The organism is Photobacterium aquimaris, from assembly GCF_002954455.1.
Lineage (GTDB): Bacteria > Pseudomonadota > Gammaproteobacteria > Enterobacterales > Vibrionaceae > Photobacterium > Photobacterium aquimaris.
In genome coordinates, this window is the sequence record NZ_MSCC01000004.1 from 55,199 (window position 1) to 73,754 (window position 18,556).

Genomic DNA, 18,556 nt, shown 5'->3' on the forward strand with positions numbered 1-18,556 from the left:
ATTTGTATTATACAGATTTACATTTTGAAGAATTTTTCTTACCCGTTTCGCGGTAACAAACTTGCTTATCTGTAATATTAGTTACGCGATATTGAGTACCATCAATTGCACCACCGATAGCCACACGTTGATTTTCACCATTAACATTTAATACTGCATTGCGCGTACCGTTTACTTTCATGGTCATAACGACATTAACAGACGACGCATGATCAGTGTGAACTAAAGCTGCTTTACTTAAATCAGCGTCATTTGAATAAACGCTATTGGTGGTGGAAATTGGCTGGCTTGATGCCATACCAAAATCATCAATAGCTATACCACTATCCATCGACTCACGTTTAACTTCAATTTGCTTACGCTGCAACTGCATTACAACAAGGTTTGACTGTGCGATTGAAGCATCAAGTTTTGCATTTGCAACGTCATGTTGCTTTTGTGAAAACTGGTTATTGAATACCTCAAGGTTCTTAACTTGAGCAGGTAAAATCATTGGAGCATTAACAGCATCCGGTGCTTGCACCTTTTCAATAATCGTAGTTGTCGCATGTTCAGATGATGAAGAACTATCACTGTATCCATCACTATCGCTGTCCATTAAAAAGAATGCAGCACCAGCAACAACAGCACCTATAATACCAATCGCTAGTAATGGATTAATTTCTTTTGGTTGATTCTTATTGTTACTTTTCTTTTTGTTTTTGCTCATGCTCTAGCTGTCCAGTTAGTTTGTATTTTTGGGAAATAGTGTAATTACCAAGTTCTTTATTGTGTTTGACGACTAAACCAACAGACTCAATAGGAACATGGGCAAGTTGATCGTAAAACGCTTTGATCTGAGAAAGGTCTAAATATTGACCTGTAATCTGACCTGCCATTACGCGATAATTTGTTTTCTTCGCATTACTTTGGAGCGTGACCTTAGTGAATCCTGAATGGACAGCTAGATCGCTCAATTGTGCGTAGTTCATTTCCGTGTCGATGATGTAGCGTTTAAATGCGCTCATGTAATCATCTTTGTACTTAGGAATGTTCAAATTAATCGTGTAAGTAGAACCTTTGATATTCAACTTATCTTCTGAATTATCACGTACCCACGTAACCAACTCAGTCAAAGGTGCATGATTAAACTTAGGCTTTAGCGTTAACTTAAACGCTCTACCCTTAACCTCTGCAGAACTAACTTCCCATGATGGAATATTGCTGTATTGCCCAATTTTGCCAATTACAAAATTAACATCTTGAGTAACATGAACACCTTTAATATCGTTTCGATACGCCTTATAAGGATCTTCAACAACACGATTTACAATTTCCCGTTGTCTCTCTAACTTAGCTGTTTCATAAGCGGTATATGCAAGGAATGAACAACCAATAACAAGAGCCGTTACTGAGGCAATGAATATTTTTTCCATGCCTGTTCGATAATATTGAGCGTTAGCTTGCGCTACTGTAATCGGTGAAAACTCAGTAACTTCGTTTTGTTGAATCGCGTCAGTTATTAATTCAACTTTGACATTAAGATCTTGTGATTCAATAAACGCATACAGACCTTTCCAAGCGTGTGTATCTGAAATGACTAGTGGCACTTCTAATCGCTCACAAAAGCGCATAGCGGTTGAAAGAACCGCATCTAAACGCCCTGACAAGTCAGCCTTAATCTCACCATTTTTTATTGCAACGATGGTGACATTACAAAGCGAAATGTCAGTCTTTGGATTATCTATTACAGTATCAGCAACGTTAAACCACATTGCGACACAGCCATTCGCGTTAACATTTGAACGCAACCACTTAAATGCTATTAAATCAGCATATAACGGCATTACAACGCCACTTTCAATCTCTTTCTCGTCACTAATAACAGACGTAACCAGTACGGATTCATTTGTTAATTTAATGATTGAAGCATGATCCGCATCCGAAGAAATAGCTTTACGAATGCGAAAATTTTGAAAGGACGGACTATTTACATAATCACGTATCAGTTTCATGTGCCGACCTTAAATTAAATGTGCAGTTAGCAAGACCATTGTTTGTGTATATTGATCTTTACCACCATTACCGCCAAGGTACGGGTTATGGAACGATTCATCTGATGATGCTTTAGCTGATTCCTGATTGTAACCAGTCAAGATAAGTGTTTGGCCATCTAATAGCGAAGCAGACTGATTGAAACTATTTTCGTCCATTTGAGGTGATGTTAATTCAGCCCCTTGGTACTTAAACGTTTTAAACTGACCCTGCTCTGAAACCGTGCCACTAAATTGAAGCATAATTTCATCTTCGACCACTTTAACAAGTGAGCGCATTGAGAAACCAGTAACAATAACTTTTTGTTCGATACTTGAGATAACACCATCGCTAACGTTGCTATCACCAATAGCACCAACACCAACACTTGCTGCATACGCTTCTTTATGTACCGAGTTTATCTCACCGACTTGGTTGTTCAGAGCCGTAAGACTTGGTTCTGTGCTTACAGAAACAACACCCTGTTGACGTAGAGCCTCAATGAACAATGAAGTACCAGCCATTGAGCCATTTGTAGATGTTGCGCTAAATTTGGCAAGGTTAGTCAGACCAGATACCGCAGAACTTGAACCACCACTAGAGAAATTCAGAACACCATCTGTAGCTTTCTTAACAAGATCTAGATCAACGTTAAATGAGTTAGCGTTACGTGATGTGAAAACAACAATTTTCGCATCCACACGTACCATTTGCCCCATTTCTTTATTTATTTCAATAATATACTTACCAATGCGCTTAACACTTGCTGGCTTACCAGTAACAGTTATTGAACCAGTTGCCTCATTAAGTGTTACTAACGAGTCACCACCAATGTTCTTGATCGTTTTAACAATATCTTTAGTTGGATCAACTTTGTTAGCTTCAATATTGGAGAACTGATCGGAATCAGACGAGAACATACCGCCTGTCTCACCACCACTGCCAGTTAAATCCGAACCCGTTTTTTTACCAATCAAGAAACTGTTAGTACCGGCAAATTTCATCAATGGGAAAGACTTGGTAATCTCAGCGTTAATAGAAATTGCTTCACGTTCGCTAGTGTCAATTTCATAGCCAGTTTTAGCTTCAATCGCATGAAAGACTTCTGAAAGAGAAGCCCCTTTCTTATTTAATGTGATTTGCTGATCTAACTTCGTTTTATTACCCCAAACAAAAGTAAGACCCGTACTTTCGGAAATCTGATCCATTACTACTTCTAATGGAGCTTTCTTCACATTGATAGATACAGTAAATGAATCGACCCAAGACGGCTTAAACTTAACAGGTAGCGATGCTGCAAGGTTTACTGGCGGCTGTTCAATAAAGTTAGATTTAGCAGCCAAACGTGCTTTATCAACCATGCCGCCCATAACTTCTGCTTTGTTTTGCTGCACTAAGTAATCAGTAGATCCACAACCAGTAAGAACAGTAGAACTACCAGCAATTAAAGCTAAAGTTAATGCTGATTTAATGAGTTTATTGTTAGTCATGTTCTTACCCTACTTTGCATCAACAATGAAAATTTCTTTAATAGATGCGACCAACTGATGTTTGATCTTCGTATCATATGGTTGAAGCATTTTTGTAAGAACTGCATCAATATTATTTTCAGCAACTACAGGGTAATCAACACTGATTGGGTAATCTTGTGCTGCTAACCAACCGCGTTTTTGATCTAATTTCCAACCAAATTGTTTCGCAAGGTTTTCGATATTGGTACTTAAACGTCCGGCAGTCATATTGTATAGCGCAACGTTATCTGCACCATGTAAGTGGAAAACAACCTGCTTAGAACCAGGGAATATTTTAGCATTGACTGTTTGGCCGCCTAACTCTGTTAGCTTTGTAGCAACGTCATATACAAAATCATTTACTGATGCTGTATTTAACTCAAAGTTAGAAACCGCTTTAGAGTTTAAGCCCTTTGCGGTCTTGTCATTCAGCAGCCAAATGGGGCTATAACCAAATTTGTCTAATTGTTTAATTACAGCTAATGAAAGCATATTGCCACTATTTACCTGAATTGATTGTTTTAATGGCTGAATCTTAGTTACTGTCGTTACTGTTTTTAATGATTCAGCACCAGTCATACGATTGTTGTCTAATGCCGGTTTTGTGTCTAGCGTAGCCTTGGTTGTAACTGATTTTAATGGTGTTTTTGTTTGTGTCTTAAAACCGTTACTGAAATTTAAAGGAGTGGTAATAAGAATTGGTTGGCTATCAACATTAATAGTTTCATAACCATGATTATTGCTCATGGCCGCCTTACCATCACAAAGATTGTTAAGCGTTACTTTAATTGAATCAGCATTTGCGGTGGCTGCTAACTGAGGAAGTGCCGTATAAACACTATTAAGCGCGTCTTGAGCATTACTTGTTGATTTAATTGTAACGTTTTTAGTAATACGTAATTTAGTTCGATCTATTTTCTTATCCCAATCAACCGTTTCGAGGTCATACATTTTTGCTAGGTAGTTTGTTTCTGTTTGTAATGACGCCCCTTTCTCAAACACAACAAGATCGTTTGAAACCTCTGCTACAGGGCTATTAGAAACAGAAGAACACCCTGTCATAGCCACGATAGCAGTAGCAATAACACTGTTTAGTAATTTACGTTTTGGCATGATTCGCATCTATTTGTTATTAGTTGATGCAAGTAGGTTAAGTTACGTTTTTAAAACCACTCTAATTAGTGTGTAAAGCTCAAATTATTGATAAGTGAGAATGTAATGATCAAAAAGAAAATAACAGCAACATTGTTTGCCTCAATGTTTTTATTTCCGTGCTTGAGTGTAAATGCAGAAAGTGGTGGTAATACTCATTCGATTTTGCAAACTACAAAATCAACTGCACTTCAACAGGTACTTACATCATTTGGTGATATAGCGATTAAGATCCCTGCAGATAATAAAGAAATAAATAGCATCGTCATGCTGTACGACAATCAGTGCAAATACTGCAACGAGTTCCTAATAAACATACCCACTCTTACCTCTAATGGTATAACTGTATATGTCATGCCATTTTTAAATCATGGCACATACACCCCTGAGTCAAAATCAATGTATTTAGCATGGTCAACAAGCAAACCTCTAACTTCCTTACTTAGTAAACAGTTTCCAAGCCAGCCTGATCCAAAAATAGCAGAACGAATATTTGAATTTACCAAATACGCCCAGAACCAACTGAATGTAACAAAGACACCGTATCTTCTTTTAGAAAATGGAGAGTTTATTGATGGTTTTGTTTCGCCTTATAATTTAATTACTTACCTAAAATCAGCCAGCTAGCACCCATCTACTATGGACGAGTAAAAATAAAATTCATGACCAGTGAATGAAAGCCCTGATGCCAGAAACGAAAAAAGTGAGTTACTTTTAATCGAGTAATGATTTAAGTAACTCACTTTTTTTATATGTATATAAATACAAACTCACCCAAACAAGCTATCTCTGAACGATGCAACAGACTTGCTCAAATTATGTGCTGCAGGTTAACGATGGATGTATAGCATTTGCATTTCTTTAATATTTACACTCTTTAAAAGCATACCCATCTTTAGTTAGGGTGTAATTATCTGTTATTTTATCACTACGAATAATATTAAATGATATTAATTTACCAGTAGAATCTAGTTCCCACTTTAACATTTGACCAACACGTAATTGTTGTACTGATTTATTAGCATCACTTAAACGGTACATATCTGAAATATCTAAGCCATACTTAGAGAATATAATTCCTAATGTTTCACCTGATAATACTTGGTGTTTTATTTCATCAGCATTAACAATATTGGCTGCATCCGTTATTTTTATACTTATTGATTTATCATTAAAGAAGATAATTATTTTAATAATAACCCCTTTGAAATGTTCCTGATGTTTGCTTATGAGTTTTTTATAGTTATTTAAAGATATAGTATTATATTCATTAATACTATCCTGTTTGTCATTCAATTTTAACTTTGAATTGTTCTTTAACTTATACTCAACTGTTAATATATTGTTTTTTCCTGTTGCCGTAATAAAATCAAAATCATTAGGATTTATAAAATAAAAAGGTTTAACCGTAAATCTTGAGGTTAATACTTGTACAACTTCTTCTATAGATAAATGAGAATCTCTTGTCGTAGTTTCAGTGGTGGCACTTTTTATACTTGTTCCGTTGACTGATGGCTGTATAATAATAAATGCAGCTATAAATACAAGTATCGCTAAAATTAAATTCATTTAAAACTATATGCTCCACATTCAGTTAATAATGTATTTATAAGCTCAGTTGAGCCTGTCAGATTTAATCTTGATTCAAATATAACTTTATTCATATCATTTTTATTATATATTTGAATTATTAAATTAGTCCCTGCTTTAAAGTCTTTAATAAAATCCATATCAATTACATTACGGATTATAGCGACACTTCCGCCTTCATAATAATCGTTTATTTTTGTTTTGAATTGATAAACCTTACCTTTATCGACACGCATTAATGTAATTAAAGTTGATGTACTATCTGCTATTCTAATCGGAGTATCAACAAGAATACTTTTAGTTGATAGATTAATATTAATCCGTTGTTCTTTATCTTTATCGCTACAAAATAATGTCATTGTAGTAAAGGGAGTGATTTTATCTAAAATAAACGTAGCATTCGTACCAGAAATTGTTTTTATATCCGTCATTTCATCAATAGTTTTATTAATAGAGAAACCATCTTTACTCATAACAAAGCAAGGAAATAATAATGCAGATAACAATATTATTTTTTTAAATTTCATACATCAAAAACTCTTTAAATAGAAAAAAATATTTTACCATATAGAATATATAACATTAAATTATGAATGATTTAATATATACAAATCACAAAATCAATAATTATTCTTTGCTAATTATTGTCACTTTTGTCACCTTTCTATAAAATTAACAATATTAAAATATTAAATCACAGATGAATATGTACAATAAATAAACACCTCGCTCTGTATATAGTCTAATCTTGCTGTACCATTTATTCTTATATGATAATTTCAAATTTATGGTTAATAATCTTAATGCACACCTGAAACAAACCATAACAATTCCCTCGCAACAACCACATATCGGTCACTTAGGCGCATAGTCAAAACGTGTTAAAATAGTAATTAACAAAATTACTTATCACTGTCTTTTACTGGTAGAGCTATGAATTACGAGAAAAGCTGCCTCGTTCGCGTGAACAATATCGAATGGATTGATTTCTACACTCTTGAACAAGAGTTCTTTGAATATCTAGCTATAAATGGAACGGTTCTAAAAAGTGAAGATGGTTTTGAGCCTCAGTATCACAAAATAGAATTTCGCGGAAAGAGAACAATTTACGCGCCACCAATGTATGTGCGATCTGTTATCTCAGTAGCTAAATCAGCTATTCCTACAATTCGGAAATATAAGAAAGACCTAGAAGCCGCATACAGAATTGCAATGCAGTCTATAAACAAATCATTCAAATCATTCCCTAGTAGATTTCCAAGCATTGAACCAGATCTATCTCAAATCAACATTTGGAGACAGGCTGCAACTTCAAGCAAAATATTAAAGCATGGTGACGTTGCACCCATTTGCCGTTTCTTCACCGATGCAGATAGCCGCGAGAACGCAAAGCAAACTGTTGACTACTTAAAAGTTAATTACAACATTCAAGCAAAACTACTCAAAAGTAATATGTCGCTTCGAGGTGGATTAAGTACCGAGCCATGCGTCTACGTAACTGCACCAGTAAATGAATTACTATCACATTTTGGTGTGAGTTCTATTCGAAGTAGACGAGAAAGCGGTACTCAGTATCGAGCTCATTGTTATGCTGCAGATGAACGAGGATCTTTTAGGATTGGTTATGGATTAGTTATTACCACTGGCCACCCAGAAATTTATGAGACTGTTCCTCAACGTGAAAGAGCACATAAAACAACATTGATTAAAAAGCCGTTGTACTTTTCTAATATCGGGAAAATTGCCGGTCAGTTTGTTGAACTGTACGAAGAAGACAATAAATAACAGCCAAGCTATGATTTACGATAATTAATTATAAATGGTATTAATTTTTAATGGTTAATAGTGATTAATAGCGATTAACTATCATTATTTGTAATTTACCGTAAATTATAGCTGTACACAAAACACACAAATCATATTTTACCCACAACCAACACAACTACTTAAAAATATTATTGCAATACTAAAAATGTATTTATTAAATATTGCTTTCCTCAAAAACAAACCATAAGTCACTGTTATAAAATGACTGTGTGAATTAAAGTTATAATCTGCAATATTATTTACATATTACTATAAAGATAAAATAATATTATTTGTATATTTATAGCGACAAAAAACAGGTCGCACAAAATGAAAGGTTTGCAGGAAATGCTCGTTCTAAACAAAACAAATACAACGATGATCCCATTTGCTCACGGACAGATTAGCATTGCATCTATAGCCGTATTGTTTAATAGCGGTATCTCATTTAGAAACGATAAGCCAATTGAGTTCTTCGTTGAAAAAGTCAGTAACCAATGTGGCTACAGTATCTCTAAAACAATTCTGATCAATGAACCTAATGGTTATGGGCAGTTTTTACACGCGATTGAAGAACAACATACTAATGAGTTATTTGCGGCTTATGAATTGGTACACATCAACTTAGAGTGCCAGGTCGAGCTTGCATCCTATCTGATTACACTAAAGAGAAGTAAAATCACTGGTAGTGAAATTGAAGATTATTTGCTGAAAGGCAATATTTTTATTGCATGAGTTATGCACAATTTCTGTAGATTAAAATTGTATAACATCATTGATGAGGGCTCTGTATTACTGACACAGCGAGTATGGCAAGTAATACAGAGTTTTTAAGTTAGATTAGTTAAATTTCGAGAAATTTGATACTGCAGCGCGTATACCAACACCACTCAACAATATGATTGGCAATAACCATAATGTTGGATGATTGTCTGTCGGAGCAACAAGATAAATCAACATGAATCCTACTAGTGGGATACCCACCAAGTGCATTGAAATTGACCATTTTAAACCGCTATCTCTTACGCCAGTGTAAATGCGCTCCTTTCGTAGCACGACTCCATCAGCAAACATGCATAGCCAAACAATTAAGAACAAAGGTAATGAACTAACAACATACGACATTTTAATTATCGTAGTGAATACAACAAAGATTGGTATATATAACCAAGCTCTTATTCCAACTTGGGGAGTTAGCATTAACTCTTTCAAGTTTGTATTCAAAAGACCTGACACACCATCCATAAAGTAGCTTGTAACAGATAGTGGATCTATCATGTATCTATGCCCTGTTTTATCGAATGATAAAAACTCAAAATATTTGATTAACACTAATCGACTGTGATCTGTTCCCTTGTCTACAAAATCAAAGATAACAGCAACATACTCCACTCCTATAGCAATTATTAGCAGTAAGAATGAAACAATAACAATTTCAAACGCCAACCTAAATAAAGCACCAACACCACCGGTATAGCGTGGTGGCTTCTCTCTTTTTTGTGAACCGCCTTGTTGTGAATTTCCCTTGTTTTCTTGAGCCATAATTGCCCTCCTTTTACGATTTTCACATAAAAGCCAAATTCATCATTGATTAGACAATCAACGATTAAACAACTAATCCATGTTGATTTTGTAAACAGCAATATTGTTACGTCATGGCTCAATTGAGAACGATAGAAATATGACTGTTGAATACAGAATGGATGGGCAGTTACGTCCTATAACCGAATATAAAGCGGCCTTGGTTAGCTCGTTGGGAACTTACGCCCTAGTTGCAGTTCCTAGCCTTGCTGGTTTACCAATATCACTTAGTTATACGTTAGCCGTAGCAACTGCAGCAATGGCTGGAACTCAAATCGTTAATGGTAGAAAACTAAAACGCTACCAGAAAAATCTAACACGCTTAGAAGCATTCGCAATGACCACCGAAGAATTACCTGTCTCTGAAACAGAGTTCTACCTTGGTAAAGGTTTTGATTGGACTCAAGTACATGCCCAACGCGCTTATGAATGCCAAAAGCAAACTGGTCGAAAGTATATCAAGCAATCTCCCCTTTACTATAAAGCGCGTGAATTAGAACGATATGCAGCGAAAACAGGTAAATTGCGCCTAATCGCAGATCTAACAAGTTCAGGCAAAATAATTAACGGTAAAAAAATAGCTAAACGCCTCAATCGAATAATTGAGAAAAGACCGGCACTTAAACCTCTGGCCACAATCAGTAATAAACTCAATTACATTAACCTAATTGATAACCCATATGCGCCACTCCCTCCCGTTGGTGGTGAACCTTATCTGCATGGTGTAGGTGCAAGTGAAGAAAAAGATATGTTCATGGAGCTCGGTGGCCGAAATGGACATACGCTTGTCATGGGTACTACTCGTGTGGGAAAAACCCGTGCAGCAGAGTTATTCATATCTGCAGATATTGCCCGTGTTGTAAAACGCAAGATTACTTATCGTGGGTATGACGGTTCAATTGTCAAAAAAGTAATGAGTGAGCCAGAGGCAATGGTTGCCGTGCTTGACCCCAAAGGTGATGCAGACTTACTTGCCCGTTGCTACTCAGAAGCAAAACGACATGGACGCGAGTTCATTCTATTTCATCTTGGCGCACCAGACGTTACAGCCCGTTATAACGGTATTGGTCACTTTAGTCAGATTTCAGAGTGTGCGACCCGTTCAACTAACCCGTTGGGTGGCGGCTCAGATAACGCATTTAAAGAGTTCGCATGGCGATTCTCTAACGTTATTTGTACTGCATTATGCCGATTGCGTAAGCGTCCTAGTTATGATCTGATTCGTAAATACATCATGGATATGGAAGTGCTATATCTGGAATACTGCAAAATGCTGATGGTTGAGTTAGAAATTGAAAACTGGCAAGAACTACACGAAGACTTGAAGCAAACAATGAAAGGTATTCCAGCGTCATTAAAGGCAATGTCACGCGAATCTTTAGCTTTCTATATGCTAATCAAAGAGCAGCAAGAAGCCGGTAATATGAAAGATGATCCGGTATATGAAGCTGTACTTAACGCTGTTCGTTATGATCCAAGTTACTTTTCTAAAATCACAGCTAGTTACTTACCGTTCCTTGAAAAGTTATGTAGCGGTGACAACTTAAAGGTGTTGTCTCCTAACTATGATGATTTAGATGATCCACGCCCTGTATTCGATTGGACGCAAGCAGCCCGTAAACGTGCCGTAGTTTATTGTGGTTTTGATGCCATGACAAACCGTGACGTAGCTAGTGCATGTTCAAACGCCATGCTTTCTGACCTATTGAGCTTATCCGGTAAAATATACAAATCAGGCATCAACTATGGCGTAGATGGTTGTTTATCAACTGAAAAGCCCGTTTGTTATCTGCATTTGGATGAAGCAAACGAAATGGTCGGTGAAGAATTTATGCCAATTTTGAACAAAGCTGGTGGTTCAGGTATGCGCGTAACCGCTTATACACAGTCAAGACAGGATCTTACAGTTAAACTTAATGACAGAGCCAAAGCGGAGGTATTGGAGTCTAACTTCAACACCTTAATAATGTTCCGTGTCAAAACCGAAGATACAGCCAAGTTATTCACTGATCAGCTACCAGAAGTAGACCTTTATGACACAAAGATACAAAACGGTGTCACACCTGACTCTGGCATCATAGATGATGGATTGGACACCAAAGTATTTTCAACTCGCGTTAGTGATTCTGTCGGCACAGCCAAAACCCAAAAACTTATTACACCAGATCAGATCATTGCCCTACCTAAAGGACAGGCATTTTGTATCGTTGAAGGCTCAAGAGTAATCAAGGTGCGATTCCCGCTACCTAAAGAGAGCGCATCGACACTACCACCAGATATTGAATCACTATGTTCAGCTATGCGAGTCAAATACAACTCATATGATGGATGGTGGAATGAGCCAAACTCTACCCACTAAAGTAAACTTGTAATAATCAAAAATAACATTCAGGAATGGATTTTGAAAAAAACAAAAACAATTAGCTTTATCTTGGTTTGCATTCTGCTTTCAGCATGTAGTTCCTTTGCTGAAAATGACAAGACGATCAATACCCAGATCAACGAAAATAACCATATAGTAAAAGATCTTGAAGTGACTTATTTCGTTTCTGGCAACCAGTGCATAAAGTTCTCACAATCAATTGCGGAAATAAAAAACCTAAATAGCAATAAACCTATACCTAAGTATTTATTGAGCCACGAACGTATTAATTGCCCTTAATAAACCAGTCACAAATTATTCATCAAGGCCGCCCTTTAAAAAGCGGCTTTTTTTGATGAATTAATCATTATTACCAGCCAGTAGCTATATTAGAAATTAAGAAAAAAATAATTAAGTATACTTCTCCCCTATAAATCAATAGGTTGATGTAATCCTAATAAATAAGCATTACTTTCTCATATCTCAACAAATAGTTACCGTAAAAATAAATATCCATTCACTACTACCACATATCAGCCACTTCTATATTCAAAAAAAATTTTTTAATATTTTTATTTTTTCCCAAAATAACGTAAGTAAAACTTAATACAAATCAACATTACCGTTAAAATACCGCTAGTACATCATAATGAGAATCACGATGCAGCCATTAATACTTATTAACGATGATGAAATTGATCGCGTTCTAAATATGCCATTACTAGAAACATTTGGCATTCGCACTACGAACAACAAAACACTAGCTCGACAGGTGTTCTATTCAACATTCAAATATACAAACCGACTCATTGGCCTAGCAAATAAATATGGCTACAAACTAGAAGTTAAAGCAGTACACCCTAAAAATGCCAAATATGAGCCAGGGGAACGTTATAGAATTTCATTGAGTTATAAAGTAATAGGAATTGATCCAAAAGAAGTGTCGCCAGAGTTCAAAGCAGAGCTAAAAACAGAACAGTTACATTTCGCACAAGAATCACTTTACCAACAAGTACGTTTAGAGAATGAATTATTCGTAGAACGACTAGCGATGAAATTAAATAGATTTAAACGATTAAATGATCTTATGTCTTTGAACAATATCGCTGAAATGAGTGCAGAATGTTTTTCACGCAATAGTAAAAAAGCAAAACCACGGATGATCTGTAGAAAGTATCTAAGACAATACCTCAGCAATCCAAACCGTGTAGCTAGTGCTAAAAAGCAATTTGAATCAAGCCCATTATTTGTTGAGTTTAGAGCTAATTTCATTGCTGAAATTCAAAGACTATCCGTACTACTAGATATTTCATTTATTGAGTTCAAGTACCAGACAGTAAAATACATAGAGGATCAAATTAAACAACAAGAGGTAATTTAAGAGAAAGAGCTTAGGCTCTTTTTTTGAACATAAAACATACAGGTATGATTTACAGTTATTTACGATTATTTGAGTGTGTTCATTAAAAACCATAGATATTGATGTAAATTCACTATTATCAGTTATCCATAACTTTTAAAGTTAATCGTATACGCCGATTACTCCACGATTAACTTTAAGTAACAACTCTCCCTGCTCCACACCATCAAACACGCCATACGAACGCCTCAATCGCTCTGCACAAGCCCCAAAGCCCTTAGCTCGACATGGTAAGTTCAGATCATCACAAAAAGTCTTAAATCACGCTACAGGATGATTTTATCACTCTCTGCATAATAAAAAGATCATGCGTAGTAGTCACCTCTCATATAGCTCTAAAACGCCCTGAGAGCTAATCTAAGGCTTGATTACCCAAATTAGGCTATCAAGTTAGGGCTATATTGTTGGTGGCTCTTAAAATCGCTTACAAGAGATAATTTAAGTAAAAGTTAGCAGTTGATCTTTTAAGATCCAAATCAGGATCTTCTGTGGGATCGTGTTTGTATATACCTGTTGGTCGTGTGTTTTTGTTTTTGCTGTTTTAAATTTTAAAAAAATGGCTCTAAAGATCTTTTATTTATTTTTACTTTAAACTTTAAACTTTAACGCTTTAATACTTTAGGTACTTTAGGCTTTACTTTAAGCTTTACTTTATACTTTAAGCTTTGTCTGATTTTAAGTTACTGATTAATATTTAAAATCAGGCAATATACAGCAACAAGATCCCGTTGAACAGCAACAAGATCCCGTTGAACAGCAACAGAATCCCGAAGATACAGCAACAGAATCCCGAGGATACAGCAACAGAATCCCGTGATACAGCAACAGAATCCCGTGATACAGCAACAGAATCCCGCGATACAGCAACAGAATCCCGCGATACAGCAACAGAATCCCGTTGAACAGCAACAAAATCCCGAAGATACAGCAACAAAATCCCGTAATTTAGAGTGATAAGTGCTCTTATTGGTTTTTTTTAGCCGTTACCACATGTGGATAATGAAAAAATATAGCAACAAAATCCCGTGGTTATTCGTCAGTTACCCTATCGAAACGAAAATACAGCAACAAAATCCTGAAACGTGATGCAATCGAAAACAAAAAACGGTCATATTTTCCGATAGTGCTCACAAAAAGCACTGGAAATAGGCCAAACAAAGATACAGCAACAAAATCCCGAAAATATCAGCTTTGTAGGGGGGGGGAAATCAGCAGTAGATCACTTACTGCTCAAAAAACAAGTAGTTGTTTTAGTGCTGTTGTCAAATACAGCAACAAAATCCCGTTGATTTGCCTGTTTACGAAAAAACCATGCCGATTTTGTCTTTACTGTTAGTATTTATTAGCTTAGATGTTTTGTTATTGTGTGTTAGGTGTTTAATATATGTTGTGCAGAATTTAGCAAACGATTGTTTATCAATAAGTTATATTTTATCAAGTCTAGCTTGCATGATTTCGTGAACTTGTAGATTATCGGCTTTGATGTTGTCATATCTTATGTGATCTAAAACATGTTATTCTCCATAAGTATCTGAATATAAATGATTATGTTAGATTGTGGTTTTTTGGTGATAAATATAGCAACATTGATTGTTTGCAATGTTGCTTTAATTGTTGACGACACACCTAACTCATGTTGAAATGACGTTCTAATAATAAAAATCTTTAAGTTTGGGATGACTATGAGTAATAAGCTAAGTGCTACAAGTGAACAGCCACAAACAATGCTTTATCGTATGCCAGAAGAATTGAGATATATCATTCCTGCTAAGTTTTTATTTGGTCGTCAGGAACTAAATAAGAATCAACGTAAGATTGTTGCGCTATTACTTTTACAAATTAAGCAATGGCGCGATGAATTATATGAAAGTGACCTAATCAACGGAAAAATGTCCGTTACTGAATTGTCAGTAGATGAACGTAGAGCTCACTACAATAATTTTCGTCCTGATCCAGACACACTACCTAAACATCATTTGGCCGTTCGTTTTCAGCAGGACATTATTAAGAAAATGTTTGGCAGTATTGATTACGAAACCCATCGTATTATTGGTCGAGCATTAAAAGGGATAATGGGACGAGTAGTACATGAACAAGATCGTGATGCCGCAGGTAAGCTAGTCACTAAGATGTATGTGATTATTCCAAAAGCTGAAATTTCTGGTGGTGTATTAGAGATATTAATCGACCGTGATGCTGCAATTAAACTGATTGATCATTCAAAAGGTTATTCTGACACAGATCTTTCTATTTGGACTGAGCTAGATGGTGGTTACAGCCAGAAATTACTTGAAGTAATCAGTAAGAACAAACGTCATGTAAATGGCATGACCATGAGTATTGAAGACTTCCGTTTTACGTTCGCGTGTGATTACAAGACGTATTCACGCAAAGATGTAGAAGATGCCATAAAGCGTGGTGATAATAGTGTTCGCTACGGTGATCATGTTCTGAAATACAATCCGAAAACAGAAATTTTTGAAAAAGTACCCCTTTATCCTCGTATGCAATCATTACAGCATCGTGTTATTGAGCCAGCATTTCAGCAGTTGCTAAGTAAATCGCAAGGTTATTGGGTTGCCACGGATAAGCCAGAAGCTGAGGGTGCTGAACCTAAAGGTTATGAACTAATTCGAGTTAAAAAGAAAATTACAGGTATTCGGTTTTGTTTGAAATATGTAAAGAACCCTGTTGTTAAGGCTATTAAAGAGAAAAAACCAGAGGTTAAGGATGAATCAATCCCACTACTGGAAACAATGTCGCCAGTAATGAACTCGCTTGCACAAACGATTATTGAGGTAAATAAAGTATCGGCAATCCTTGATGTTACACAAGAGCAAGTTAACACATGGAAACTGGCAATTGACTCATATATAACTACAAGAAAACTTATCGAAAGCATGACAGATAAGCCGCAGCCGTTTTTCTCTAATGACGTAGATGAAGCAATAGAGAAATTCTATAAATACTTTAAAAAATAGCTTTCACACTAAAAACGCTAGTTAGCGCGTGACAACGTAATATGAGCCTAATAAAAGTACACGAGGCTCAACATGAAACTTTACGCGCTAACTCTTGCAACCATTTTTTCTACCAACTTTGCTCATGCCGGTACTGTCGATTTATCAGGTTTAACTGATCCGCAAAGTGTGATTGTCCACTCACAACTAAATCTATTTTCTGAAATTGCAGAAAGCAAAATTACTTCTCGAAACCACCAGCAGTATTCCAAAGATTTACAGACTATTATGTATTGCGGTTATGAGGCGTTCAGTAACAATCAATCAAAATTCAGCCAGATTATGAAAGTGAATGAAGATTTTATTTTTGATACCAAGTTGCTTAAAAATAAATATCAATCTTTGATAAAAAAGCAATTGTCACTACCTAATGACTTATCTATTTGCACTAAATTTCATGATACCCAAATAGCTTTAAGCTACGGCAATGAAGTTATGGATGAACTGTTTTAATACTTAAATTATTGTTTTATAATATTGTAAAAATATTACGTGTAGAAGTGTAATATAATAAAGTCAATAGGTTACATTGAATAACCATGATTAGTAATATTGTTTTAATACTTTTTCTATATTATTGTAGATATAAAAAAAGCCTCGCTATCTGTAGTCATACAGAATGCGAGGCTTTTTTACATGTGTGGCACTATTACTTTAATGAGTAATAATGCTTACGCAGCGTACTTAAAAGAAGTAAAACTGCTATTTGCGAAATTAGATATAGTTTCACCAATCACCTTACCCGCCTTTACAAAAGCGTTAAAGATAACGGACTGTCCAAGAATCTCATGTGCGATAGTATCAGACACACCGTTGATTAATCGGTTAGGTATTGTTTTGATCCGTGCATGTTCGTTTGGTGTAAACAGTCGAGTCAGTACATCATCAAATTTAGCTTTAATGTACGGCTCACTTGAACGGCACTTGTGATACAAACGCCCTACTACACCGCAATACTTACTATTTTCATCTAAGAGAGTACGACCAAATCCTTTACCAGCCATTTTATCACGTACCTCTTTATCAATAATATATTGAAATGTTTTCCAGCGAGTAGAATCTTCTGGTACATCATCCATTAACTCACCAAGTAAAGGCACTTGAATATTAGTATCAGGTACGATTTCATCAATATCGAATAAATCAGCGAGTTCTTGAAGCATAGCTACTGCACAAAGACGATTTCTATTCTCGAATGCACCAAATTCATTTCCATTAACTACTTTCGTTTGTACCTTATAGCCTTGTTCCTCAAGAACTGAGCGAATAACACTAAAGCTCAGTGTTTTTTCATACTCAACTACATTTTCAATTAGAACGATTGGTGCTTTCAGTGCAAAGTTAAGTGCGTAGTGAAACATCGTCCCTGCTTCCGCATGTTGTTCAGCAGCAGAGATCTTGTTCTTCGATTTTCCAGCAATACTGGCACCTGTACATGGAATACCCATCGAAATAACGTCATAACGATCTGCGTTGTTTGAATTTACATACTGCACTTTTGATTCAATCACGACACTATTTTCATCAAACAAGTGAGGATTGTTATTTAGTGAGGCATCGAGGTAAGCAGACTCACACTCAACAGCTAAAGCTATTTTAGACTTGATACCAGCGTTACTCATACCATCATGAATTGCACTATCAAGCACACCGCCACCGTGAAACAGTGAACAAACACGTAATGGTTTACCCTCTTTTACACGATTAACTAATTGAGAAAGCATTTCTTTCTTAGCGGTATCGCTAGTCGTTCGACTAACAATGATGCCTTTTGGTGTAATAAGAACACGTACATTTTCATCAACATTATAAGCATCTAATTTAGAGCCAGTAATTTCGATGATCGGTAAGTATTCTTCACGCTTTTTACGCTTACTAACAATCTTGTCTGCGTTAGCATCACGTTTGATCGTTAACTTATCACCAGCAGCATCAACAGCGATGTTTGCCCCCACATTGAAGCCGCAACGTGCAAGGCGAACTCCTTCAAGCCATAGACGCTTTTTGCCACGATTTAGACCGATCTTAGTATTGATTAGAAATTTCATTAGATTGTTCCTGATGGATAAAAGGTCACTCTGGAAAGTGACCTTGATATTAG

Annotated in this window: 16 protein-coding genes; 8 read left to right on the plus strand and 8 right to left on the minus strand. The window is 35.9% G+C overall.

Annotated features, from left to right (window positions below; translation table 11 throughout):
* Window positions 1-7 precede the first annotated feature (7 nt).
* From BTN98_RS18075 to BTN98_RS18090, 4 genes are read right to left on the minus strand one after another with little or no spacing between them, the layout of a single operon-like run.
* Window positions 8-709 (minus strand): hypothetical protein, encoded by a 702-nt coding sequence (locus BTN98_RS18075; protein ID WP_065190029.1) that lies wholly within the window; start codon window positions 707-709, stop codon window positions 8-10.
* Window positions 684-1,994, minus strand: coding sequence for a hypothetical protein (locus BTN98_RS18080; protein ID WP_065190028.1), 1,311 nt, complete (start codon window positions 1,992-1,994; stop codon window positions 684-686). Before BTN98_RS18080 ends, BTN98_RS18075 begins: the two co-directional genes overlap by 26 nt.
* A gap of 9 nt (window positions 1,995-2,003) precedes the next feature.
* Window positions 2,004-3,503, minus strand: a complete 1,500-nt coding sequence (locus BTN98_RS18085) for a hypothetical protein (protein ID WP_065190027.1) — start codon at window positions 3,501-3,503, stop codon at window positions 2,004-2,006.
* Between the two features lie 9 nt (window positions 3,504-3,512).
* The gene (locus tag BTN98_RS18090) at window positions 3,513-4,637 is read right to left on the minus strand and encodes a hypothetical protein (RefSeq protein WP_065190026.1); all 1,125 of its coding nucleotides are present in this window, start codon (window positions 4,635-4,637) and stop codon (window positions 3,513-3,515) included.
* Between the two features lie 105 nt (window positions 4,638-4,742).
* On the opposite strand from BTN98_RS18090, the gene BTN98_RS18095 reads away from it, so the two are divergent.
* A complete protein-coding gene (locus BTN98_RS18095) occupies window positions 4,743-5,303 on the plus strand; it encodes a thioredoxin fold domain-containing protein (protein WP_065190025.1) in 561 nt (186 codons plus the stop codon).
* A gap of 234 nt (window positions 5,304-5,537) precedes the next feature.
* Here BTN98_RS18095 and BTN98_RS18100 read toward each other — a convergent pair whose 3' ends face one another.
* Window positions 5,538-6,245 (minus strand): LysM-like peptidoglycan-binding domain-containing protein, encoded by a 708-nt coding sequence (locus tag BTN98_RS18100; RefSeq protein WP_065190024.1) that lies wholly within the window; start codon window positions 6,243-6,245, stop codon window positions 5,538-5,540.
* A complete protein-coding gene (locus BTN98_RS18105; RefSeq protein ID WP_065190023.1) occupies window positions 6,242-6,793 on the minus strand; it encodes a hypothetical protein in 552 nt (183 codons plus the stop codon). The genes BTN98_RS18100 and BTN98_RS18105 overlap by 4 nt, the downstream gene beginning before the upstream one ends.
* Before the next feature lie 406 nt (window positions 6,794-7,199).
* Here BTN98_RS18105 and BTN98_RS18110 point away from each other — a divergent pair, with 406 nt between their 5' ends.
* Entirely contained in the window at window positions 7,200-8,051 is an 852-nt protein-coding gene (locus tag BTN98_RS18110) for a hypothetical protein (protein ID WP_065190022.1), read from the plus strand.
* Window positions 8,052-8,402: 351 nt separating this feature from the next.
* Entirely contained in the window at window positions 8,403-8,807 is a 405-nt protein-coding gene (locus BTN98_RS18115; RefSeq protein WP_146107041.1) for a hypothetical protein, read from the plus strand.
* A 105-nt stretch (window positions 8,808-8,912) separates the two neighbouring features.
* Here the strand turns inward: BTN98_RS18115 and BTN98_RS18120 are convergent, their stop codons facing one another.
* Window positions 8,913-9,614 (minus strand): IncC plasmid conjugative DNA transfer DtrJ family protein, encoded by a 702-nt coding sequence (locus BTN98_RS18120; protein WP_065190020.1) that lies wholly within the window; start codon window positions 9,612-9,614, stop codon window positions 8,913-8,915.
* Between the two features lie 139 nt (window positions 9,615-9,753).
* On the opposite strand from BTN98_RS18120, the gene traD reads away from it, so the two are divergent.
* The 5 genes from traD to BTN98_RS18140 all read left to right on the plus strand — a co-directional run bounded on the left by traD (window position 9,754) and on the right by BTN98_RS18140 (window position 16,908).
* Window positions 9,754-12,012 carry a type IV conjugative transfer system coupling protein TraD gene (traD, locus tag BTN98_RS18125; protein ID WP_082970513.1) on the plus strand — a complete coding sequence of 753 codons (2,259 nt, stop codon included), beginning with the start codon at window positions 9,754-9,756 and terminating at the stop codon, window positions 12,010-12,012.
* A gap of 664 nt (window positions 12,013-12,676) precedes the next feature.
* Window positions 12,677-13,396 carry a hypothetical protein gene (locus tag BTN98_RS18130; protein ID WP_065190018.1) on the plus strand — a complete coding sequence of 240 codons (720 nt, stop codon included), beginning with the start codon at window positions 12,677-12,679 and terminating at the stop codon, window positions 13,394-13,396.
* Between the two features lie 852 nt (window positions 13,397-14,248).
* A complete protein-coding gene (locus BTN98_RS20540; RefSeq protein ID WP_162843101.1) occupies window positions 14,249-14,389 on the plus strand; it encodes a hypothetical protein in 141 nt (46 codons plus the stop codon).
* Between the two features lie 728 nt (window positions 14,390-15,117).
* The gene (locus BTN98_RS18135) at window positions 15,118-16,416 is read left to right on the plus strand and encodes a RepB family plasmid replication initiator protein (RefSeq protein WP_065190017.1); all 1,299 of its coding nucleotides are present in this window, start codon (window positions 15,118-15,120) and stop codon (window positions 16,414-16,416) included.
* Between the two features lie 72 nt (window positions 16,417-16,488).
* A complete protein-coding gene (locus tag BTN98_RS18140) occupies window positions 16,489-16,908 on the plus strand; it encodes a hypothetical protein (RefSeq protein WP_065190016.1) in 420 nt (139 codons plus the stop codon).
* 218 nt (window positions 16,909-17,126) lie between these two features.
* Here BTN98_RS18140 and BTN98_RS18145 read toward each other — a convergent pair whose 3' ends face one another.
* Complete coding sequence (locus tag BTN98_RS18145) at window positions 17,127-18,503, minus strand: DNA cytosine methyltransferase (protein WP_065190015.1); 1,377 nt, start codon at window positions 18,501-18,503, stop codon at window positions 17,127-17,129.
* Window positions 18,504-18,556: the final 53 nt, after the last annotated feature.